The organism is Paenibacillus ferrarius, from assembly GCF_002027705.1.
Classification (GTDB): Bacteria; Bacillota; Bacilli; order Paenibacillales; family NBRC-103111; genus Paenibacillus_E; species Paenibacillus_E ferrarius.
The window spans coordinates 170,862-194,997 of the sequence record NZ_MBTG01000011.1; the positions used below are offsets into that span (position 1 = coordinate 170,862).

Here is a 24,136-nt window from a genome sequence, read left to right on the forward strand (position 1 = left end):
TCCTTAAAAATATAAAATAGAACAGTACAATGACATGCAAGGAGCAGAGCAAAAAATGTTTAGTAAATGGATTTGTACAGGGCTCATTGTAACTTCTTTCGGATGGATCAGCGGATGTGAAATGCCTTCAACGCCAATGGATTTAATTAAATCGCCGTCCTCTGAAATGAATGCCCAAGGAGAGGATTTCAATTCGATCCTTCGAAATTTACTTCCTGACGGTGCACGGCTGCTGGCTTCAGACCATGGGCAGGGGAAGAAGGAAAATGGCATTACATTCGGAGATGTGGATGGCGACGGCGTCGATGAGGCGATGGTTGTTTATGAAGAGAACGCCGCTACGGACAAAATACTTAAAGCAGCATTGCTGAAGCAGCATAATGAAGAGTGGCAAGTCATTTGGGATACAAAAGGTTTCGGTAAAGGCTTGGATTTCGCAGGGCTTACCGATGTTACGAAAGACGGTCATCCCGACATCATTCTGGGGTGGTCATTGGGAGCGGGAGAAAACGGACTGGACATTTATGAATGGAGAAACAATTCTTTAAAACTATGGACCAAGGAATGGTATCAAGGACATCTTGATTTGGATAAAATCATCCATAATAAGTGAGTGGATGCGGGATGAAGGGGCTTCCAGAACAGATCAGTTCACCCGAGTGTAAAAGCCTGCGAACATACAGGAATTTCCGGGCGAATTCGGTTAAAAAGTGGAAATGCCTGCAATTGTGCAGGCATTTTTATCTTTTTCAGCCGCTCATGCAGAAAAAGCCTCAAAAACCTGCACAAACGCAGGAATTTAATCGTTGAGGCTCTTTCAAGAGCAAAAAGATGCATAATTGCAGGTTTAGAGCAAGCAATACAAATCCAAGCACGATTGAGCCTCTTTGTGTACTGGGAACGCAAATGAAGTTTAACTAGATACGTTTGATGAAGGGGTATCATGATTTGGCTCATAAAATGAAAGGTCGTCCAGATTTTCTGCTGCTGTTTTCAACTATTTTACTGGTCGGCTTTGGACTGGTCATGATTTTTAGTGCTAGCACAGCTAAAGCTGTCTTTACCCATCAAAGCAGCTGGTATTACGTAATGAAACAAGGCTCATTTGCGGGAATCGGACTATTGTTAATGCTCATTTTTATGGGCTTGCCCTTTTCAATTTGGAAAAAAGCTGGACCAGGCTTGATGATTTTCTCGTTGATCCTGCTTGTTTCCGTATTAATTGTAGGTACGAACATAAACGGAGCGAAAAGATGGTTTGTTGTGAGCGGCTTTAATATACAACCGTCCGAATTCACGAAATTATCCATCATAGTGTATTTATCGGCGCTGATCAGCAAGAAAGGAGAAGGAATTCAATCTTTCAAAAAAGGATTGCTTCCCTTATTGATCATGGTTGGTTTGATTCTTGCGCTTGTCATGAAGCAGCCTGATTTCGGTACCGTGCTCATCCTGGCTTTTATAGCAGGGACGATCATTATGATCGGCGGGATTAATTTGCGCCATCTGTTGATGCTTGGTCTTGGACTTGTACCGATTTTTATTTATCTTGCGATGAGTCAAAGCTACCGGCTTAAACGGATCCAAACTTTTTTAAATCCATTGGATAACCAGTCCGATTCAGGGTATCAGCTCATGCAGTCTCTTTATGCTTTGGGACACGGAGGGCTCCTTGGAACGGGATTAGGACGAAGTGTTCAGAAACTTTTTTATTTGCCCGAAGCACATACGGACTTTATTTTTGCCGTTATCGGAGAGGAATTAGGGCTTCTGGGCACAACTTTGTTTCTTCTTGTTTTCTTTCTTTTTTTCTGGCGAGGATTTGCTGCGGCAATTCAAAGTCATGATCCATTCGGAATGATACTTGGAATGGGGCTAGTCTCGATGATCGGTATTCAATTCCTGTTGAACCTAGGGGCTGTTACTGGAAGCATTCCTGTCACTGGGGTACCACTTCCATTTATCAGTTACGGCGGATCGTCATTGATTCTTTGCATGGCAAGCACTGGAATTTTATTAAGCATTTCTCGGGATAATAATCGAAGGCGAAAGGAACAGCTTGTCCATTCACAATGATCCCCCAAGGTAGACAGCAGCGGGAGGGAATGAAATGAATTTCAAGATAACTAGACATGACGATGAAACAACCAATCTCCTTACATTGTCTTTAGCCAAAGAACATAGTCAACAATTCCGTTCTATGTTTATAAGTCTGCATGCAGCAGACCAAGCAGCCTTCTTTATGAGACTTGATGAAAGGAATCGCCAGAAGGTTGTGGAGTACTTGCAACCCCATGAGTTCGCCGGATTGTTTCAAGAATTGGGTCTGGAAGATCAAAGGCTCATTGTGACTGGTCTTGACGCTGCGTATGTTTCGGAACTGCTCAATTCCATGTTATCAAAAGAAGCAGCGGCTTTCCTAAAAAGCATATCGGTGCGAAAATCTGTTTCACTTCTCGCGTCTATGGAATCTGAAGCAAGAAAAAAGGTAGAACAGTTCATGAAGTATCCGGCAAATGCGGTGGGTGCGATTACAAATGTGAATTTTTGTACGGTGCATTTAACAGAAACTGTAGATGAGGTATTGAACCGACTACGTCAATCCGAAGAAGAAAAATACTGTTATGACCTTTTTATTACCGACTACGACCTCCATTTAATTGGCCGTGTATCGATGCCTGAACTATTACGAGCCCCTTTGGACAAGGAAATGCACATGCTGATGAATAGAAATATCTTCTTCATTGATGATCACGCGGAACAGACAGCAGCCGCGGAAATGATGAAAAAATATAATCTCCATGTGCTGCCTGTTACGGATGAACAAGGGGGCATGATTGGCATCATAACGGTAGATGAAGTTCACGACTTATTGGAAGAGAGGCTGGGGCTGCATATTCATCATATCGCCGGGCTCAAAAGAGGGGTCCTAACATCCTCTGACACGTTAAGATCAGTTAGCCAAAGATTGCCTTGGCTCATCGGACTAACGGCAACGGGCTTTGTTATGGCGAGGATCATGGCCCCGTTTATTGCGTCGCTGGAACAGTTTGCCCTGCTGGCCCTTTTCATTCCTGTTATTCTCGGCATGTCCGGGAACAGCGGGATTCAGTCTTTATCTGTCGTAATTAGAAAAATGACAGTGAGTAAATTGAAGGGCAAGGATAAGTGGAATTTGCTTGCTAAGGAGGCAAGGGTTGGTGTTGTGACGGGGATCGTGTGCGGACTTGTCGCATCGCTATTCGCCGTCCTCTTGTTTGACTCGATACCGTTGTTTGGCGTGATCGTCGGTATAGCTTTGACTATTTCTATTCTGTTCGGAACGATAACTGGAGCAGTTCTGCCGCTAATCGTTGAACGGTTCAAAGTTGACCCTGCCGTTGCATCAGGGCCCGTTGTAACAACCATTAACGATATTTTGGCCCTTTTTGTTTATTACGGAGTTGCTGCACGGCTTATTCCGTTTGCATCATTTTAACCGAAGGAGTTCACCTGCATGATTCAGCTCGATGAATTAAAAAGTAAAATCATGGAATCGGATGGAAATTCCCTAACCGCTTATGTTGAATTGTTCCGACCTTTTGATTTGGCAAACTGTGTTGAAAAACTTGATCAAACAGAACAATTGAAATTGATGGGGATCGTGCCTCCTCCAATATCTGCCGAAATCTTGGAGTACTTAGAGCCTGTGTTGCAGTATCGAATTCTGTACCATTTAGATGAGACGCTGGCTTCGCAGGTGCTAAACGAGATGTCAAGCGACGTAGTAGCTGATATGATGCTGGCTATACATCGCTATCAAGCGGAAAAACTCTTAAATCATCTCCCAGAGGATTATCGAAAAAAAGTACAGACATTAATGACCTTTCCCGAACATACCGCGGGCAGCTTGGCAACGGTTGACTATATTGCTGCTCGCAGCTCTTGGACAATTGAACAAACACTCCAGCATTTCCGTAAGATTGGACATGAAGCAGAGATCACTTCCTATGTTTATGTGACTGGTCATAAGGGAGAGCTTCTGGGTGTAGTCTCCTTGAAGGAACTGATTCTATCAGAACCCAAAACCCAAATATCAAAAATAGTAACGCAAGATGTCATTTATGTACCGGCATCCATGGAACAAGAAGAAGCCGCCGAACTTTTATCGCGTTACGATTTGGTTGCTCTTCCTGTCATCGATGCGCAGAACCGTTTAATTGGCGTAATCACCGTTGATGATTTGATCGATGTCATTCGTGAAGAAGCGACGGAGGATATTCAAAAGTTAGGCGGAAGCCAGCCATTAACAGATACTTATTTCAAATCATCTGTTTTTCAACTTTATAGAAAAAGAATCGTATGGTTATTAGTTTTATTCGTGGCCGAAGCCTACACCGGCTCTGTTCTGAGACACTATGAGGAAACACTATCTGAGGTTATTGCACTGGCATTCTTTATTCCGCTGCTGATCGGAACGGGAGGGAACACAGGGACACAAACGGTGTCTACGCTGGTGCGGGCACTGGCTGTAGGAGAAGTGCATTTCCGAGACATTCTTAAAGTAATAAGAAAGGAAGTAACCACAGGACTCATGACAGGCGCTTCGATTTCATTGATTGCTTGTATGCGAGCCTGGTTTCTTGGGGTTGAATGGAACATTGGTCTTGTAGTAGGCATTACTTGTATGACCATCGTTATTTGGGCATCTTTCGTCGCTGCGATTCTACCGTTGATTTTACATAAATTGAAAGCAGATCCTGCTGTCATCTCCGGTCCATTTATCACCACATTGGTGGATGGTACGGGCCTTATCATATACTTCACGATTGCCAAGATAATACTTCATTTGTAAAAGGAGAACGAGCATGGATTTTATTCAAACTATCATTTTTGCCATTATCCAAGGAATTACAGAATTGTTTCCGGTTAGCAGTGTGGCGCATGGCGTATTAACTCCTTATGTGTTTCATTGGAACCTGGATCCACAATTTCTCAAGGAACACTTTCTACCCTATGTTGTCATGCTGCACTTGGGAACAGCTGTTGCCCTGCTTCTTTTTTTCAGTCGGGATTGGGTGAATATGCTGCGTTCCCTATTCTCAGGCGGAGCGTCCCAGTCTAAGAAAATCCTTGTACTTGTTATTGCGGGAACCGTACCTGCAGCATTGATTGGTGTGCTTTTTGAAAAATCACTGAGGCATCTGTTCAGTAGTGTGACCAGTGCTGCTATCTTTCTTATTATCAATGGTATCCTGTTGTACTTTGGAGAAAAAGCTTCCGGAAAGGGAGACAAAGAGATTGAAGACTTGAAAGTAGGACAAGCTTTGGTGATAGGCCTGTTTCAATCATTAGCCTTAGTACCTGGATTTTCAAGATCCGGGGCTAGTATGGTCGCCGGTTTTTGGATGGGACTGAGGCATGAGGCCGCCGCACGGTTCTCCATGCTTTTGGCTACACCGATTATCGTAGGTGCTAGTATTTTGGAAGTTCCCAAACTGAGAAATGGTATGGATGGACTATTGAGTATGTCCCTAATTGGCGGTGTGTTATCGGGAGTATTTGCCTTGATTGCCGTTTGGGCCCTTATGAAATGGTTCAAAAAACATGAATTTCAGGCGATGAAACCTTTTGCCTATTATTGTTGGATCGTTGGTGCCATCATTCTCCTTACCTTATATGCGTTTTAAGTCCATGACTCAAGGAAGAAGAGGCTGTGATCAGATGATCCAGCTTCTTTTTTTAAATTTCCTCTTTATTCCACGATATAAATCGTGTATGATATATGATATACAAAAGAGGAGTAGTGGGAAGTCCGTACATTCAGAAAATTAAGGAGATGGATCTAATGAAAATCACAAAAGTTGAGAGCTTTGTTTTGCATGTACCGATTACCCCGCCGATTACGGACGCAATTAATGTGGCTACACATTGGGGATTAGCCGGCGTTCGAATTTATACAGACGAAGGCTTTGTTGGATATGGTTACACAGGTACGTGTGCCCACGGCGATGAGATGATCGTCGATACGATTGATAAATATTATGCACCTCTCTTAATTGGAAAAGATCCGTTTATGGTAAGGGAATTGTGGGATCAGATGCGTTTTGGCAAAATGCATTGGATTGGCCGATCGGGAGTTACCCATATGGCGCTTGCAGCTGTGGATATCGCGATTTGGGACATTATGGCAAAGGCTTCGAATAAACCGCTTTGGCAATACCTTGGGGGAGCTAAATCGAAACCGATTAAAGCTTATAATACCAACGGTGGCTGGTTGAATTGGTCGAAGGACCGTTTGCTTCAGGATGTAACGGAGATTGTGGAGTCAGGTTTTACGGGCGTTAAAATAAAAGTGGGCAAGCCCGATCCGCGGGAGGATTATGATCGTTGCAAGGCGGTTCGGAAAGCGATCGGCGATGATGTGATTTTCATGATCGACGTCAATCAGCAATGGAATATCAATACGGCTATGACTTGGGGGAAGAAGCTGGAAGAGTTTGATCTATTTTGGCTAGAGGAGCCGCTCAATCCGGATGACATTATGGGTCATAAAAAGCTAGCTGATGAGCTGAATGTTCCAATCGCATTAGGAGAGCATGTCTATAACAAATATGCCTTCCGAGATTACATTCACCAAGGTGCAATCGAATATTGCCAAGTTGACGTTACGCGTGTTGGCGGCATTACAGAATGGCTGCAAGTGGCAGGCTTAGCGGCTGCTTATGATGTGCCGATTTGTCCGCACGTTGGGGATATGGGGCAAATTCATCAGCATCTTGTAGCATCTACGCAAAATGCCATTATGCTTGAATACATACCTTGGATCAGGCATATTTTTGAAGAGCCTGCTACGGTGAAGGAAGGACATTATGTGCTGCCGCAAATGCCGGGCGCTTCAACAACGATTCTTCCCAAATATTTTGAAGAATATCGGATTCGATAGAATTCGTCAGTAAAGGCGATCACTCCTCCTTGGGGTGAACGCCCTTTTTTCTAGTCAGACGTGTGCTTTACGAACAAGCTCCCTAAATTCAGAGGGGCTTTTTCCTGTTGAATTTTTAAAAATTCTACTAAAATAATGTTGGTCTGTATAGCCGACGATTTCTCCAATTTTTCCGATATCATAGTTAGGGTTTTCTTGAATCAATCGCTTGGCTTCTTCTATACGTAGTTTGATTAAGAATTTAAGGGGAGTTTCCCCATAGTATTTTTTAAATGATTTAGAAAGATAGGCAGGTGTGAAATGGTATCTTTGAGAAATGTCCTCAATATTTATAAATTCGGTAAAGTTCAACTTCATATACTCAGCGATTTGATGCATGAGTTTCTGAGTGCCCATATCTTCATCTTGCTTAACGGTGAGCATTCTTTCAATAATTCCCCAAACATCCTCGAAGATACTTGGAAAGTCGGTGCAAATAGCAAGTTTCTCATATAACCCATATTCGAGTTGATAGAGTTCTTCCTCAGATATCCTGCCTGTTTGTAGGTGTATGTTTCGGATTAATTGCATAGTTGCTATCTCCAATAATCGTTGTGGGTATTTCAAGCGATCCCAGTTAGTAAGTAAATGAAAAATCTCCTGTTTTAATAGCGCTTTCTCCCCAGATTGCAGAAAAGAAGTCAACTTATTACGAAGTAACGGATCAATGGAAATGGGCGGTTTTTTGAGGTTACTCCCATTAGTCTGTGTAATAACACGGGAAGTTCCTATAGATAATTCATAATCGAGCGTAAATCGAAGAGCTTGAGCTTTCTCCCAAATGCCGCTACGTTGAGTAATTGTGCCACCGTGACATAAGTTCACTGAATGCAAAGGTGAATTGTCTACTAGTTTCTGTTGAATCTCTTCAGCAAGATGAACGATGTATCTAGGCTGTCGATTGCTTGCTGAAATGAGGAGAAATTTCTGGTTCGGTGATTTCTCATCAATGACCCACCACTGTTCATTCTCTTGCAAAGAGCTTCTGAGAATATCATTCAGTGGTATTCTTGACCAATTATCATGAAAAATAGTCGTTAGTGATATGGCTGTGACAGAAGGGCACAGGTTCCCGATACAGATTAGAAATAGGATAAATTCCTCATTCCGAATAGCGTTTGTTTCTGAAAGGGACCCCGAAATATCAGAGGTCAATATATTTCTGACTGTGATGGAGTCATTCATTTCCAAGCTAGTTCTAATATTACTTAAGCAATCAATTAATGCTTCCAATTTCAAGGGTTTAAGTAAGTAATCCCGAACTCCGAGTTTCATAGCAGATTTCGCATATTCAAACTCACTATATCCACTTAAAATGACGATATGGATTTCCGGGTTATCGTTTCTTAGTTGTTTTATCAATGCTAAGCCGTCCATTTTGGGCATTATAATATCAGTAAATACAACATCAGGTTGAAGTGAATGAATGATAGTCAGGGCATCTAGTCCGTTAGAGGCGGTGCCAACAACTTCAAAGGAAAGCCCAGAATCTTCAATCTTTTGTACGGTGTTTCTCCGAATTTTGTGTTCATCCTCTACGACAACAACGCGACGCTTCGTTAATTTCGACATTTCCTAATCCCTCCTAGTGTTTGATGCAAATGGTCACTACTGCACCACCCTCTGGGTGATTGCTCAAAGTAAATCGTAATGCGTCTCCAAATAATAGGGTTAATCGGCTGTATATATTGAGAAGTCCCATGCCGTTAATTTTTAAGTTAGGAATTCTGACTAAAGGATCCGTCTTAACAAGTTGCTCCTGTAAGTGCACAATTTCATTCGCATCAAAGCCTTTTCCGTTGTCCCGAATCGTTAATTCCCATCCGCCTGGTAACGTACGGCCAACTATTGTGATGATCCATGGCGGATCGATATGAATGCCATATTTCATACAATTTTCTACGATGGGTTGAAGCATTAATTTAGGTACATCCAGGTCAAGAAGTGAGTCCGATACATCGATATGAACAACGATATCATCTTCGTATCTTAGCCTCATTAGGTTTAGATAGCTGCGTGTATGCTCCATCTCTTCTCTTAATTTTACAGGAGCTGCATGTTCAGAAGAAATATATCGCAACATGGCAGAAAGGTTTTCACATACTTCAACAATCGATTGTTGACCATTCTCTTCGGCCATAATACTAACATTCGTGATGGTGTTGTAGAGGAAATGAGGATTCATTTGGGCTTGTAAGGCGAACATGCGTGCTTCAAGCTCGTGAGCACGTGAAGCAAAAGCTTCTTGTAACGACTCTTGCAACCGTAATCGCATGTCTAGAAATGAGTAGTTTAGCTGCTCTAATTCATTTAAGTGGCTTTGGCTTTCAATGGGTTGGGAAAGTGCGGGAGATAAAGAAGTCAGACTTAAACTCCGAATGGATCTATGAATTTTTTTAATCGGCGTTGTTAAGGTTTGGGACACAATATAGGAAATAAGCAAGGTAATCAAGATGGCTATCAGGCCTAAAAAAAGGATCGCATTTCGAAAGGTTGTTACAGGTTTCAACAATAGGTTTTTTGACTCTGCCGCTATAACGGTCCATTCCGAAAAATTGGAATATTTGTATGATATCATATCATCGCTGTGGGTGTTTGCATTTTTAATAATAAAATTAGAGGTGTTTGTATGTGTGAGAACGCTTTCCCAATATAACTGTGCGGATTGCGTAGTTTCCATAGGGTAAATTAATTCACCATTTTTATTAAAGACATATACGGTGATCTCTTGGCCTGTTTGCAAATCTGGTTTTACTAATGCGTATTTAATTATATTTGAAAAAACATGATAATCTTGTTGAATCTCAAGAATGCTTGTTTCATTCTCGCCCCAACTTGGTGAAAAGGCTCTGCTTAATGAGATTACTATTGGTGTTTTCAAATTCCAAGCATCTTGTTTGTGAAGTGAAATCAGCTTTGTCCCATTATTCGTAAAGGCATCTTGTACCCATTGAAACCTTGCTATTTGCTCTGGTGAAATGATCGAAAAAACAGAGTTATCGCCAATACTGGCAAATTCTCCACTCGATCGGAACATATTTATTTGAGAAAATTCTTTGTTTAAGCCAATGATCGAGTACAGAATATCATTGAATTGGCGTTGTTGATCGATCGTAGATTTGTTTAATTGAAACATATCGGAGAAGAACAGTCGGTTAAGCGGTTTTGAAAATAGGAGCTTTTCGGAAGTGGAGTTCATAAGTTGCAGCTGTGAATCAAATTCAGCCGTGATATGGCTTGAGACTTGATACAACGATTCGGAAGCTTTATTTTCTAAAATTTTGGATATATAAACATAGAACGAACTAACAAAAACTAGTATAACAACAATAATCAGCAGGGAATAACTTAAGAATAATTTGGATTGAATGGTTTTAAACTTAAACATGTAAAAATCCTCTCATCTTCCCGTATTTGATAAATAGCTAGGAAATGAAATTATTATATACCTTGGTTTGGTTTAATTCAAACATGAAAATTAAATACGATAGAACAAAAATGTCCACAAGGTGCAGCTTAATTCATCCATGTAACAATGTCGAAAATTGTTTTATGATAGTAACAAGGTAGGCCACCCCAATAAAGAAACACTAAAAGGAGGCGTCGATTTAACATGAAACAAAAGAATAAATTTAAAACGATAAGCGGAATGTTTACAATATTGGCTTTAGTAGGTGTATTAGCAGGATGCGGAACTTCATCCTCAACAACAACTGAGACTGCAAAACCCGTTGAAACAACGAAATCGGCAGATCCGACGAAAGCACCAGCAAAAGGTGTGACGATCAAAGTGGCATCATCTGCTGGCTGGACCAAAGATATTGACAAAAAACTAGCCGAACAATTCAAAACTGAAACAGGCAATACGATTGAATTCGTTATTTCACCGGACGATCAGTATACGAATGTCTTGAAAGCCAAATTCGCAACAGGCGAAGGTCCTGATGTATACCTTACATCAAGCGGTGTAGCGATGAATGAATATTTACCAGACCAGCATGCGCTGGATCTTTCCAATGAGCCATGGGTTACCAGATACAAGGATTGGGCCAAAGCTGGAACTACCCGTAATGGTAAAGTTATCGCGTTGAATACCTGGTCTGTCGATGGATGGGGCTTACTCTATAACACAGCATTATTCGAACAAGCTGGGGTTCAAGTTCCAACGAACTATCAAGAATTCTTAAAGGTTTGTGAAATGCTGACTGCTAAAGGGATCACGCCAATCTATGAGCCAGGAAAGGCAGAGTGGCATCAAGAGATATGGTTAAATACATTCGGACCGATGATTGCCAAGAAAACGCCAGGCATATATGAACAATTCAATACAAACAAAGCAAAATTTGCAGACCAAAAGGATTTAGAATTGGCACTTACGCAAATGAAGGAAGTAGCGGATAAGGGCTATTTCGGTAAAGACTTCTTGTCGCAAACGTGGGAGAATTCGGTAGATGCAATGGGATCAGGAAAATATGCCATGATGCTAACGTATTCCACCTATCAGAATGAAGTCATTGCGAAATTCCCTAATAGTAAAGCGGATACATGGAAAATGTTCCCTGTTCCTTTGAATGACAATAAATCATGGGCTACTTCATCAGGCGGGATTGTTCGCTCGATCAATAAAGATTCCAAAGTCATTGATGCAGCGAAAGCATACTTCAACTTCTTGGTAAAAGCAGACAATCTTAAGGTCTATTATGCTGGAAGACCTGATCTAGGACCTACTTCTTTCAAAGATGTCGAAGGTAAGTCGACATTAGCGTATTCGACTGTCATGGCTAATGCGAAAGATGGAGCAGGATTGGATTTTGAAGGCGGTGTTCAATTCTTTAATCAATCGACGATTGGTAAGGCTGTTCAAGACTTGTATTTAGGTGGAAAAACGCCAAAACAAGTATTAGAATCCATCGATGCTGATCGCGCAAAAATGTTTAAATAAGTAAACAAAGGGAGCTTGACGACTAGTTTATCTGACAATTCATCAAGCTTCCTTTGTTCTTTATTCAATTTGAAAGTCCGGGTGATAAGATCATGCACATGAATAAATTGTATAGTCGCTTATTTGTAATTCCTGCCATTGTATTATATACCCTTTTCTTTATTATTCCTGTCGCAGGAGGATTGTACTATTCGCTCACCGATTGGAATATGATGAGACCCGATATTCAATTCGTTGGACTGGATAATTACAAAGAAATATTTTCGTCCACAGGACCATATATGAAGAGCATTCTTCATACCTTCTCGTTTACTTTTTTTACCGTTATTTTTAAAGTGCTTATTGGACTCTTTCTGGCCATCTTATTAAATGAAGGCTTGAAGACGAGGAACCTTCTGCGCATGGTTTTCTTTGTGCCATATACGCTATCCCCACTCATTATTGGCATTATATTCGTGTCTATTCTCGGACCTCACGGTCCCATTAATGTGATATTAGAGTTTGTCGGTCTAGGTGATTTCACACGCAGCTGGCTTACGGATAAGAGTGTTGTGCTTTCCTCAACGATGGGCGTGGAAGTTTGGCGAATGGTTGGATGGAATATGGTCATTCTGCTTGCTGGGCTACAGACGATCTCCAAATCCTATTATGAAGCGGCTTCTCTGGATGGAGCGAATAAATGGCAGCAATTTATCTCAATTACGCTTCCATTTCTCACACCAGCTTTAACCATTGCGATTATTCTAAATACGATTCATGGACTTCGGGTATTTGAGATTATCTATGCGTTAACCAATGGCGGGCCTGGCAATTTGACGGAAGTTATCAATACGCAAATATTCAAAGAATTTTCATTTGGCAGATATGGGATGTCAAACGCACTAGGGATCATTGCATTTCTGATTACACTTATTATTGCGTTCATCATGAAGAGGGTTGTTGCGGATGAGGAGGCAGATGCTTAATGACTAGAAACGCTGTTTTTCTAAATGTAAAAGAGATTCTTACTTGGTTGTTAAGTTTATCTGTCCTTATCCCTGTGTACCTGCTTATCATTAATTCACTCAAAACATCAAGTGAAGCGAATACGATGAATTTCAAATTCCCGCATATCTTTCAATGGTCCAATTATGCGGAAGCCATCGAAAAAGGGAACCTCGTTCACTCCTTTTTCAATAGCTTGCTCATGTCCACTGTTTCGGCAGCAATCAGTATTCTTGTTACCTCCATGGCGGCGTTCATACTAGTCAGGAACAAAGATAAATGGAATAAATTTATTTATAATTATTTCTTCCTGGGCCTGGTTGCTCCACTCAACTATGTATCGACGATTAAAGTGCTTCAAACGGTTCATCTTCAAAACACGTTTACAGGAATAATCTTGATATTCGCCACGTTAGGTATCCCCTTTGCGGTGTTTCTCTATTATGGATTTATCGGTAGTGTGCCGAGAGAGCTAGATGAGGCTGCCATTATAGACGGCTGTGGGCTAGGAAGACTGTTCTTTAACGTCGTATTTCCTCTCTTGAAACCGGTTACGATTACTGGCTTTATCCTAAATTTCCTGGGTGCTTGGAATGATTTTGTAACCCCATTGTACCTATTAAATCGACAAGAAAAATTGGGAATGATCAATTCGATATATAATTTTTTCGGAGTTCATTTTAATGACTGGAATATGATTTTTACCATTATTATTTTGACCGTATTACCTGTTCTTATTTTATACATTGTTGGACAGAGATATATTATATCCGGTATGACTTCCGGTTCAGTAAAAGGATAGGATGGTGAATGATAGATGATAAGGCATGATGCTTTAAGGAATATTTGGGTGCTTGAAGGAGATCATATTTCCTACGCTTTGGGATTAAGTGAGCAAGGTACCCTCAATCATATTTATTTCGGAGAGAAGCTCCCACGCCTCTCGGATTATCCGGCAGCAGCGAAGATATCGGAGTACCCTTATACCCTTGGAAGTGAACTAAATGAAGAGGAGTATATGGGATGGGGGAAGGCTAAATTTACGGAGCCAAGCTTAAAAGTTACGTTTCATGATTATGTAAGGGATCTCCATTTAACATTTGTAGATTTCGAAATTTCGGAGAACAGACTTCTCTTCATACTGAAAGATAGTCATTACCCCTTAGAGGTAAGGCTCTATTATAAGGTTATCGCAGATTGCGACCTCATTGAACGGTATGCTGAAATTATTAACCTTGGTGAGACAAATATATGCTTGGAACAAGCATTGACAGGGTCCATGTACTTGCCAAGAGAGCGAGATTATAGACTTACTTATCTTTCTGGCAAATGGCCGGCTGAAACGCAATTAGATCGCGTCATGCTGCCAGATACGAAGGTCGTACTTGAAAGCAGAAGAGGCACAACCAGTCATTATGCCAATCCCTTCTTCATGTTGGATCAAGGTGGGAAAGCGGATGAAATTCAAGGGGAAGTCTTCTTTGGGGCATTGGCTTTTAGCGGAAACTGGAAAATGGTTTTCGAAAAAGATAAGTTTAATATGTTGAAAGTAAGCGCAGGGGTTAATGATTTTGATTTTTCTTGGAATTTAAAGCCTAAAGAGAGTTTCCATGCGCCGAAGTATATCGTTGGTTATGTAAATAGCGGGTTTGGTGAAGCTAGCCGAAACCTCCACAAATATCAACGGAACTATGTGCTGCCTGAAGAGAACAGAGGCAAGCTGCGGAAAGTGCTTTATAATTCGTGGGAAGCTACAAGCTTTGACGTGAACGAAGAACAACAGATTAAGCTGGCAGAGATCGCGTCCAAGATGGGTGTGGAGCTGTTTGTGATGGATGATGGGTGGTTTGGTGCTCGAAATTCGGATCAGGCAGGACTTGGGGACTGGGTCGTTAATTCAGATAAGTTTCCGAATGGACTGCATGGTTTAATTCGTAAAGTAAACGATTTAGGCATGGCGTTTGGATTATGGATAGAGCCGGAAATGGTTAATCCGGACAGTGACTTATATCGTTCGCATCCGGACTGGGTTTACCATTTTCCAACAAGAGAACGAACGCCAATCCGAAATCAGCTCGTATTAAATTTAGCTAGAGCGGATGTAAGGGAGTTTATCTATAACGCTATAGATCGCCTCCTATCCGAGCATCCGATTGCTTTCATTAAGTGGGATATGAATCGAAACTTTAGTGAGCCAGGGTACCCGAGTGCACCAACAGAGGAGCAGAGGGAAATTTGGGTTCGGCATGCTCAGGGCGTTTACGAAATAGCAGAAAAGCTCAAGCGCAAGCACCCCAATGTCATCCTTCAGTCCTGTTCCGGAGGAGGAGGACGTGTTGATATGGGGATCTTGCAATACTTTGACCAAGTATGGACAAGTGATAATACCGATGCGTTTGATCGGTTACGAATTCAAGAAGGGTTCTCTTATGCCTATTGCTCCAAAATTATGGAATCCTGGGTTACGGATGAATTTAATTGGCTAAATAGAAGAAAACTCACCTTGGCTTATCGTTTTCACTGTGCCATGATGGGGAATTTGGGAATTGGGGATAACTTATTGAAATGGAGTGACGATGAAAATCAGGAGGCCAAAGAACTTATTCATTTATATAAGGAAATAAGATCAATCATCCAGCACGGACACCAATATAGACTTCTCTCCGTGAGAGAAAGTAAATTGGCATCGGTGATGTATGTAAGTGAAAGCCGAGACGAAGCAGTCGTTTTTGCGTTCTTACACTCGAACAACTTTGCGGATGAACTGCCTCGAATTCGCCTGCAGGGACTGGATGCGCAATCTGTGTATCACGTTGAAGGGATCGAGCGTCCACTTAGTGGCAAGGCTTTAATGAAGATAGGAATTAAGGTTGATCTTAAAGGGGACTTTCAAAGTACGATCTTACGAATTCGTAAAGTTGTTTGATAGAGACGGCATTACGAAGTGAATTTACTGAGAGTTAAGGAGGTGATTGTTTTCAAATAATGGTCTGGAGGTATATGATTCCGCTATTGACTGACAGAGCTAAATTTGTAGAAAAGTTCCATTTTACCGCGTTAAAATGGAAGCGCTTTATACTAGTGTGAAAGGAGGCTTTTGTTATTTTGTTGGCTTAACATTCGTTTTAAATGAATTTACCCTACAGCTGTTTTCATGTATAGGATATCTTGAATTATATGACAAAAAGGAGTTGGTATTATGCAAATGGCAAATATGTGTTGGAGATCAAAACGGTTTGTTATTTTTTTTCTCAGTTTTATTCTCAGTTTTGAATTGCTGCTATCCTCAACATTGCTTACGCCTGTTACTCACGCATCTGTGTCTGTAGTGGATACGGAACTGCCTAAGTACAATGTAGTATGGAACTCGCCGAGTAACGACATTACAGGTTCAATGCCCATTGGCAACGGAAATTTGGGAGCGCTTGCATGGGCTGAACCGAATGGAGATCTCAGAATCAGTTTAGCGCTGAACGACTCGTGGGATGAGAACATTCGGTCCATACGATTAGGCGATTTGCGGGTGAAAGTCAGCCCGAACCCGTTTGCTTCCGGCCAGCCGTTTGAGCAAAAATTGCAGTACAAAGAAGGGAAAATTGTCATCACGGCAGGAACGGCGCCTTCTGCGATTACGTTTACCTTATGGGCCGATGCGAATCAGCCAGTCGTGCATCTGGAAGCGGACTCCGGCAGTAATTTCACGATGGAGGTCATTTCTGAAAGATGGCGCACGGTCGATAAAACGTTGACGACTACGCCATGGTCAGATTATATTCATGTAGCTAATTCGACTGCCAGTAGTAATTTACCGGGTAAGGGGTTGGTCGTTACCGAGTCTGCCGATAAGGTTGTCCCTGGACAAGCCGGCAAAATCATCTGGTATCATCGCAATGAAACATCGCAGTGGAATGCGACAGCCAGCAATCAGGGCGTAAATCCAAACGTGATTGCAGATCCGTTCACTTACCGAACTTCCGGAGCGGTTGTGCAGGGGACGAATCTGCAGAGCTCTTCGGATGAGAAATTGATATCAACAGCCCCTAGCAGCAATTACCGGCTCGATATCACCGCTCAAACAGAGATCGTTCCTCAGGTTTCGACATGGCTGACGAACATTACGAATAAAGCAAATACCCTCTTTGGCACCGATATCGCTACGCTGCGCGGCGCTCACGAATCCTGGTGGCAAACCTTCTGGAACAAAAGCTATATGTTCGTTGCAGGCGATGCCAAAGCGGATATTGTGACAAAGGGCTGGATCGCAGCGCGATACTTGATGGCTGCGCAAGGCCGGTCCGAAGGTCCGATCGAATTTAATGGCGGTTTGTTTACTTTTGAGAACGACAAGAAGCTGTGGCATGATTACACGCAGTTTAATCAACGATTTGCTTATTGGAGTATGCTGGCTTCTGGAGATTTCGATCTGATGCAGCCATACTTCAATATGAATGTCGCTTCCATTCCTGTGGCCAAGGCAAAGACGCAAGCGATGTGGGGACATCAAGGATTCATTCTTTCCGAGCACATGATACCGTATGGTTTTCAATCCGGTTCTCACTATGGGTGGGATCGGACTGGCAAGCTTCCATCCTATATTTATGACGCGTGGACAAGGCTTTTGTACACAGGCACGCCGGAAATTGCCGATATGATGCTCGATTATTACGAGTATACGCAAGATGCTGCTTTTGTGACGAACAAGCTGCTGCCGTTTGCGAAAGAAGTCGTCATCTGGTATGACCAGCATTGGCCGAAGGAAAACGGGAAAATGAAAATGTATCCTATCTATTCTGGAGAAGCAGACCGTAATTTAACAAACACTACGGCCGATATAGCAAGTGTGACGAAACTTGTTAACGGGTTGCTCGCCTTGCCGAGCAACTTGACTATACAGGCCGATCGGGACTATTGGACAACGATCAAGTCCCAGCTTCCGCCGCTGCCGATTAGCGATGGAAAGTTAAGGACGTCGGAGGATCTCGCTTTAGGGACAGACACCAATAACCAGAACTTGTGGCCGATATTCCCGCTGCGTATGTATGGCAAAGGGCTGCCGGATCTGCAGGTGGGGATCGATTCTTATTTGAACAGGAGGGGGAAAGCTCCTTCAGGGAACTTTGGCTGGAGACATGACGCCACACATGCGGCTTATCTCGGAATGACAGAGGAAGCGAAATTCCAAACCGTGTTGGCCTTCAACAGAATCAAATATCGATATATCGGGTTTATCGATGGCAATCCGGACGGGCTACACAGCATTGAACCGCTAGCGATCGGCAAAATTGCGCTGCAGGCGATGTTGATGCAGCCAGCGGGAGACAAGATCAATTTGTTTAACGCATGGCCTTCGAATTGGAACGTCAAATTCAAGTTGTGGGCGCCTAAGAACACAGCGCTTGAAGGGGACTATCAGGGAGGTGTGCTGCAAAGCCTAAGTGTATCGCCTTCCAACAGATGGGTTGACGTTGTCCAACTCCTGCCGGCGAATACGATTGCAACTGGACAAACCTACACGCTAACGGTCAAGCACTCCGGAATGAACGTGGACGTTCAGGGGGCTGGCACTCTAGATGATGCAAAAATTGTTCAAAATCCGGCAAGCACGGCATTGAATCAGCAATGGGTTTTATCAAAAATTGATGATACGTATTACAAAATTGTCAATAATAACAGCGGAAGAGCGCTCGTTGTGCAATATGCATCAAAAGCAGACGGCGGCAAGATTGTTCAATACCCATATGACACGGGAAGTATCCAAAATGACGAATGGAAGATAGACAGTGTAGGGAATGGCTACTTCAAATTCATCAACCGGCGAAGCGGCAAGGCGTTGGAATTGCCAGGAGCCAATACAACGGAGGGCACGCAACTCGATCAATTAACATATACCGGAGGCGATCATCAATTATTTAAATTGACATTAGTTACTCCGTAATCAACTTTGGATATTACCCCTTCGGAACATTCCTATAAGCACTAGGTGAAGAACCGGTTATTTTCTTGAATAATCTAGAGAAATAGTAGGGGTCAGGGATACCTAATTTTGCGGCAACTTCCTTGATCGACAGACCCGTTAGACTGAGCATTTGGGATGCCTTCTGAATTTTCATTCGCAAAAAATAGTCAATTGGCGGGAACCCTGTTTCTTCCTTAAATAACAAAATTAAATGCTGTTTAGACAAGCCGGTGTGCTTGGCCAATTCAGGGAGCTTCATAGAATCCTCCAAACGATCATTCATGTATCGGATGGCGAGTTCTAGATATTGCTCTCTTTTTTTATCTCTAGCTGTGCCACCTGCACTGATGCCGATACTGCTAATCAGCTGGCGAATCGACTGTGATACATGCGTATGGATAGGCAACGAATAGGTTTTATCGGATAGGAGGACATAACATTTATCAAAAACATCTTTGAACTCAGATATCGCGCCGATGGGGAGATGAACGGGGCCTGCATCCATTCCATACATCTGTATAAAGGCCTCTGCATGATCGCCCTGAAGATGAAACCAGTAAATACTCCATGGTGCATGGGTAGATGCGCCGTAGCGATGCGGCGTTTTGGCAGGAATGACAGCAAGATGATTTTGGGTTAAAACGATGGATTTGTTCGGATTGATCTCGATCCAGCCTTCCCCATCCGAACAAAAGATGAAGATATGGGAGCTGCTTCCTTCGCTGCGTTCACGGTAATGGTGGCGAGCATGTGGGAAATAGCCAATATCACTTATAAATAAATCTCGCGTCAGTTCCGAGCGGGAGAGTTCCGTCTGCATATAGTCAGGAAGAATAAACAATTTCTCTGCTTCAAAGCCTTCCGGCTTTCTCGTTATGTCCAACTTGCACACCTCCAGTATAAATAAGAATATAATCCATTAGATTAAGCATTTTGTCAATTGGATATTAGCTTCTGCAGAGGTAAAGTAGAGACAATAAGATAAGGGAGTGGTGAGGATGAGTCAGAAGGTTCGCATATGGGAAGAGAAGACGTCGATTCCGACTTATGGCATTGGAGAGCCGGATCGCAATCCGATGTTCTTAGAGAAGCGTGTTTATCAAGGAAGCTCAGGCAAGGTGTATCCACATCCGGTCATCGATAAAATTGAAGATGAGAAGAAACCTCAGTCCTATCAAATGGTTATTTTGGAAAACGACTATGTTCGCATCGAGATTATGCCTGAGCTTGGCGGACGGATTTACCGAGCGCTGGACAAAACGAATGACTATGACTTCGTTTATTACAATCGAGTTATTAAACCAGCACTTGTTGGCTTAGCGGGTCCATGGATTTCTGGCGGCATCGAATTCAACTGGCCGCAGCATCACCGTCCCAATACGTATGGTCAAGTGGAATACAAACTAACCGCAAATGAAGATGGAAGCGCGACGGTATGGGTGAGTGAGATCGATCGCATGTACGGGACGAAAGTAACGGCAGGTTTCACTTTATATCCAGGCAAAGCCTATCTGGAAATTTCTGCACAGTTATATAACCGGACACCGGAACCGCAAACCTTCCTGTGGTGGGCGAATCCCGCTGTTGCGGTTAACGAGCATACGCAATCCGTATTTCCGCCAGATGTAACGGCGGTCTTCGACCATGGCAAACGCGACGTCTCCAGGTTTCCAATCGCGACAGGAACGTATTACAAGATGGATTATTCTGCTGGCGTTGATATCTCACGGTATAAGAATATTCCCGTTCCTACTTCGTATATGGCCTATAAATCCGATTATAACTTCGTGGGGGGTTATGATCACGGCGTTGGGGCAGGTTTGCTGCATGTGGCGAATCATCATGTATCGCCAGGCAAGAAACAATGGACTTGGGGGAATGGCGAATTCGGGCAGGCATGGGATCGCAATTTGACAGATGAAGATGGACCTTACATCGAGCTCATGACCGGTGTGTACACGGACAATCAACCGGATTTCACGTGGCTGCAGCCGTATGAGGAGAAATCGTTCAAACAATATTTCATGCCATACAAAAATATCGGTGTTGTGAAAAATGCTTCCATTGATGCTGCCGTCAACTTAGAAGTGGATGAGAAGGCGCGCGAAGCGGTTGTGTTAGCGTATGCAACTTCTGTGTTCGAGAACGCTGTTGTGGAGCTAACAGGCCGAAGCCGCACGTATGTGAAGGAAGTCGCTCTATTGTCGCCGACCCAAACGTTCAAGTCTGTCATCACGCTGGATGATAACGATCAGCCCCATGATCTGAAGCTGACTGTTCGGGATGAGAGTGGCACCTTACTCATTGCCTATCAACCTGCGAAGCCGTCCATCGAGCAAGTACCGGATGCAGCTAAACCGCTGCTTGCCCCGGCTGAGCTCAAAACAAATGAGCAGCTGTATTTGGCCGGTCTGCATTTGGAGCAGTATCGTCATGCTACGTTCGAACCGGAAGATTACTACTTAGAAGGCTTGCAACGTGATCCAAGCGACAGCCGAATTAACGTGGCATACGGTACGCTTCTGCTGCGTCGAGGGTTGTATGCCAAGGCGGAAAGTCACTTCCGGACTGCTGTGAAATCATTAACTTGGCGTAATCCGAACCCTTATGACAGTGAAGCGTTCTATCAATTAGGGATTGCGCTTAAAGCTCAAGGACGTTTGGAAGAAGCGTTTGCAGCGCTTTACAAATCTACATGGTCCGCGGCGTGGCAAGATGCCGGCTTCTTCACACTGGCACAAATCGCTTGCGAGAAGGGGGCTTTCGGAGAAGCATTTGAACTAGTTGAGCGTTCGCTCATTCGCAATTCTCGCAACTACAAAGCACGTCACCTGAAAGCTGCGCTGCTTCGCAAGTTAGGACGTTTAGAAGAAGCGTTCGTCTACTCGCAGGAGACATTGGCACTCGATATCGCTGATTTTGGTTCAGCCAACGAACGGTACCTTACATTAGTAAGCCAAGGTGAGCAAGCAATGGCTAACGAAGTGAAAGCTGAACTGCTGCGGCTTATGCGTGGAGATGCTCATAATTATCTCAATCTAGCTTCTGATTATGCGAATTGCGGCTTGTACGAGGAAGCGATTGATGTGCTTGATCGCATTGTACAAGGTTACGATTCTACTAAAGTGTACCCGATGATTCATTACACGCTCAGTTACCTGCATGAGAGATTAGGTCAGCTGGAACTGGCTCGACTTCATAGCAAGTCAGGCAACGTGGCAGCACCCGATTATTGTTTCCCGAATAGCCTATTCGATTTACACGTCTTGTCGAGTGTTATTGCGGCCAACGCGAAAGATGATAAAGCACATTATTATGTGGGCAATTGGTATTACGATAAAAGAAGACATGAAGATGCTATCACGCATTGGGAAACTTCACGCTCCATTCGGGAAGATTTCCCGACTGTACATCGGAATCTGTCGCTTGCTTATTATAATAAACGCGGGGATGCAGCATCGGCGCTGCTTGCCATGGAAAAGGCTTTCGCCTATGGGACGGAAGATGCACGCATTTTCTATGAATTGGACCAATTGTATAAAAAACTTGGTTATTCGGCAGCAACTCGCTGCGGCAAGCTGGGCGAACATCTAGCTTTGGTAAACAAACGCGATGATCTCTACGTGGAGTACATCACCCTATTGAATGCGCAGGGTTATCATGAGAAAGCTGTTCAAGCTCTGCAAGCACGCAACTTCCACCCATGGGAGGGTGGCGAAGGCAAAGTAACGGGCCAGCATGTTTTTGCCCATGTCGAATTGGCCAAACGAGCTTTGGCTGAAGAACAATTTGTAGAAGCCGTCAGCTTATTGCGACAAGCACTTATTTATCCGGATAATCTAGGTGAAGGCAAGCTATCTGGCGCGCAAGAAAACAATGTCTATTACTATCTCGGACTTGCTCATGCAGGTTTACAGGAATCTGAGCTTGCACAGGAATGTTTCACGATTGCCTCTCAGGGATTGGAGGAGCCGGCTAGCGCCATGTATTATAATGACCAACCGCCAGATATGATATTTTATCAAGGGATGGCTTGGCTTGCCTTAGGCAATGAGAAGGAAGCGAAGCGTCGCTTTAATAAACTGATTGATTACGCGGAGAAGCACCTCTTCGATGTCGTGAAATTTGACTATTTCGCTGTATCCTTGCCGGATTTCCTAGTGTTCGAGGATGATTTGAACGTACGCAATGAAGTTCATTGCCGCTACATGATGGGACTTGGGCATCTCGGACTAAGGAATATGGAGCTGGCGAGAGAGCAGTTTGATTCAGCGCTCCGTCAGGAAGCCAATCATACTGGTGCGCGCATTCATCGAGGCATGAGCTTGTGAAGAACGAGCAAATGGTCAGCATAATCACGGGAACCTACAAAGGGTTCGCATCCATAACCATGGAAAGCGAACAAATCAGCCTAACAACGGTACCTGATATCGGCGGAAAATTGGTTTCTATCGTTTACAAACCTACTGGGAGGGAGTGGATGCTGGACTCCGGTCGTCGCGCTTTGCGACAGCCGGAATACGGCTCCATCTTCTCCGATTGGGATATGAGCGGATGGGATGAATGTTTCCCCACAGTAAATAAGGAGATGAATCTGCCAGATCATGGAGAGCTTTGGGCGCTTCCCTGGGCGTATAGGATCGAAGAAAATACAATCGTTTGCTCTGTGCGGAGTCCGAGGCTCCCCTATCAGTTCACGAGACGCATCTCATTTCCTTCATCAGATCGGATAAGAATGGATTATCGTGCTGACAATTTGAGCGACCAGCCTATGCCCTTTTTGTGGGTGCCGCATCCCCAATTCGCAATCACGGAGCCAACACGCATACTGCTTCCGGAATACATGGAGAAAATGATGTGTGTGTACGAAGGTCTTACCCTTAAGAGGGAAGAATCATATACTTGGAATGATGTATCATTGCTTTCTCCTGTGGTTACTGGAGACGGTAGAAAGTTCTATTACGAAGGCCAAGTACCTGCGGGCTGGTCTGGTTTATACGGGGAAGAGAGCGGCAACTACTTGATCGTGACTGTTCCAGTGGATAAGGTTCCGTACCTAGGGGTTTGGATGGACGAAGGCAAGTTCAATGATCGGGTTACTTGTGCGCTGGAGCCTAGTATCGGCTATTATGACTCGCTTGACATGGCAGTGGGGAATGGGACTGCGCGGCTGATACCGGCCAATACATCCTTTGAATGGTATTTAGAGCTTTCCATCGGTGCAGAAGATTGGTGTAATAGAATTAACAAGTTCTCGGAGTGAGTTGTATTCCTTGTGGGAGGCTGTGCA

At 43.4% G+C, this 24,136-nt stretch carries 16 protein-coding genes; 13 read left to right on the forward strand and 3 right to left on the reverse strand.

Annotation, left to right across the window (positions count from 1 at the left end; translation table 11 throughout):
- Positions 1–55 precede the first annotated feature (55 nt).
- From BC351_RS13135 to BC351_RS13160, 6 genes are all read left to right on the forward strand, one after another.
- Positions 56–613 carry a hypothetical protein gene (locus BC351_RS13135; RefSeq protein WP_079412641.1) on the forward strand — a complete coding sequence of 186 codons (558 nt, stop codon included), beginning with the start codon at positions 56–58 and terminating at the stop codon, positions 611–613.
- 335 nt (positions 614–948) lie between these two features.
- A complete protein-coding gene (gene ftsW / locus BC351_RS13140) occupies positions 949–2,076 on the forward strand; it encodes a putative lipid II flippase FtsW (RefSeq protein ID WP_144028374.1) in 1,128 nt (375 codons plus the stop codon).
- Between the two features lie 34 nt (positions 2,077–2,110).
- Positions 2,111–3,478, forward strand: coding sequence for a magnesium transporter (gene mgtE / locus BC351_RS13145; RefSeq protein ID WP_079412645.1), 1,368 nt, complete (start codon positions 2,111–2,113; stop codon positions 3,476–3,478).
- An 18-nt stretch (positions 3,479–3,496) separates the two neighbouring features.
- The gene (mgtE, locus tag BC351_RS13150; RefSeq protein ID WP_079412647.1) at positions 3,497–4,834 is read left to right on the forward strand and encodes a magnesium transporter; all 1,338 of its coding nucleotides are present in this window, start codon (positions 3,497–3,499) and stop codon (positions 4,832–4,834) included.
- 13 nt (positions 4,835–4,847) lie between these two features.
- Positions 4,848–5,669 carry an undecaprenyl-diphosphate phosphatase gene (locus BC351_RS13155; RefSeq protein ID WP_079412649.1) on the forward strand — a complete coding sequence of 274 codons (822 nt, stop codon included), beginning with the start codon at positions 4,848–4,850 and terminating at the stop codon, positions 5,667–5,669.
- A 158-nt stretch (positions 5,670–5,827) separates the two neighbouring features.
- Positions 5,828–6,925 (forward strand): mandelate racemase/muconate lactonizing enzyme family protein, encoded by a 1,098-nt coding sequence (locus BC351_RS13160; protein WP_079412651.1) that lies wholly within the window; start codon positions 5,828–5,830, stop codon positions 6,923–6,925.
- A gap of 54 nt (positions 6,926–6,979) precedes the next feature.
- On the opposite strand, the gene BC351_RS13165 is transcribed toward BC351_RS13160, so the two are convergent.
- The gene (locus BC351_RS13165) at positions 6,980–8,536 is read right to left on the reverse strand and encodes a response regulator (protein ID WP_079412653.1); all 1,557 of its coding nucleotides are present in this window, start codon (positions 8,534–8,536) and stop codon (positions 6,980–6,982) included.
- 13 nt (positions 8,537–8,549) lie between these two features.
- Positions 8,550–10,352, reverse strand: a complete 1,803-nt coding sequence (locus BC351_RS13170; protein ID WP_079412655.1) for a cache domain-containing sensor histidine kinase — start codon at positions 10,350–10,352, stop codon at positions 8,550–8,552.
- A 225-nt stretch (positions 10,353–10,577) separates the two neighbouring features.
- Between BC351_RS13170 and BC351_RS13175 the strand changes: the two genes are divergently transcribed.
- The 5 genes from BC351_RS13175 (at position 10,578) to BC351_RS13195 (ending at position 18,825) form a co-directional block, all read left to right on the forward strand.
- On the forward strand, positions 10,578–11,906 hold the full coding sequence (locus tag BC351_RS13175) for an ABC transporter substrate-binding protein (RefSeq protein WP_079412657.1): 1,329 nt from the start codon (positions 10,578–10,580) through the stop codon (positions 11,904–11,906).
- A 92-nt stretch (positions 11,907–11,998) separates the two neighbouring features.
- Complete coding sequence (locus tag BC351_RS13180; protein ID WP_079412659.1) at positions 11,999–12,871, forward strand: carbohydrate ABC transporter permease; 873 nt, start codon at positions 11,999–12,001, stop codon at positions 12,869–12,871.
- Positions 12,871–13,692 carry a carbohydrate ABC transporter permease gene (locus tag BC351_RS13185; RefSeq protein ID WP_079412661.1) on the forward strand — a complete coding sequence of 274 codons (822 nt, stop codon included), beginning with the start codon at positions 12,871–12,873 and terminating at the stop codon, positions 13,690–13,692. The genes BC351_RS13180 and BC351_RS13185 overlap by 1 nt, the downstream gene beginning before the upstream one ends.
- A 15-nt stretch (positions 13,693–13,707) precedes the next feature.
- A complete protein-coding gene (locus BC351_RS13190; RefSeq protein WP_079412663.1) occupies positions 13,708–15,816 on the forward strand; it encodes an alpha-galactosidase in 2,109 nt (702 codons plus the stop codon).
- A 273-nt stretch (positions 15,817–16,089) separates the two neighbouring features.
- Complete coding sequence (locus tag BC351_RS13195; RefSeq protein ID WP_079412665.1) at positions 16,090–18,825, forward strand: DUF5703 domain-containing protein; 2,736 nt, start codon at positions 16,090–16,092, stop codon at positions 18,823–18,825.
- Between the two features lie 13 nt (positions 18,826–18,838).
- Here the strand turns inward: BC351_RS13195 and BC351_RS13200 are convergent, their stop codons facing one another.
- Positions 18,839–19,729 (reverse strand): AraC family transcriptional regulator, encoded by an 891-nt coding sequence (locus BC351_RS13200; protein WP_244208983.1) that lies wholly within the window; start codon positions 19,727–19,729, stop codon positions 18,839–18,841.
- Between the two features lie 115 nt (positions 19,730–19,844).
- Here BC351_RS13200 and BC351_RS13205 point away from each other — a divergent pair, with 115 nt between their 5' ends.
- Both BC351_RS13205 and BC351_RS13210 read left to right on the forward strand, forming a co-directional pair.
- The gene (locus tag BC351_RS13205; protein WP_079412667.1) at positions 19,845–23,177 is read left to right on the forward strand and encodes a DUF5107 domain-containing protein; all 3,333 of its coding nucleotides are present in this window, start codon (positions 19,845–19,847) and stop codon (positions 23,175–23,177) included.
- Positions 23,174–24,109: a hypothetical protein gene (locus BC351_RS13210; protein ID WP_079412668.1), complete on the forward strand. Its 936-nt coding sequence runs from the start codon at positions 23,174–23,176 to the stop codon at positions 24,107–24,109. Before BC351_RS13205 ends, BC351_RS13210 begins: the two co-directional genes overlap by 4 nt.
- Positions 24,110–24,136 lie beyond the last annotated feature (27 nt).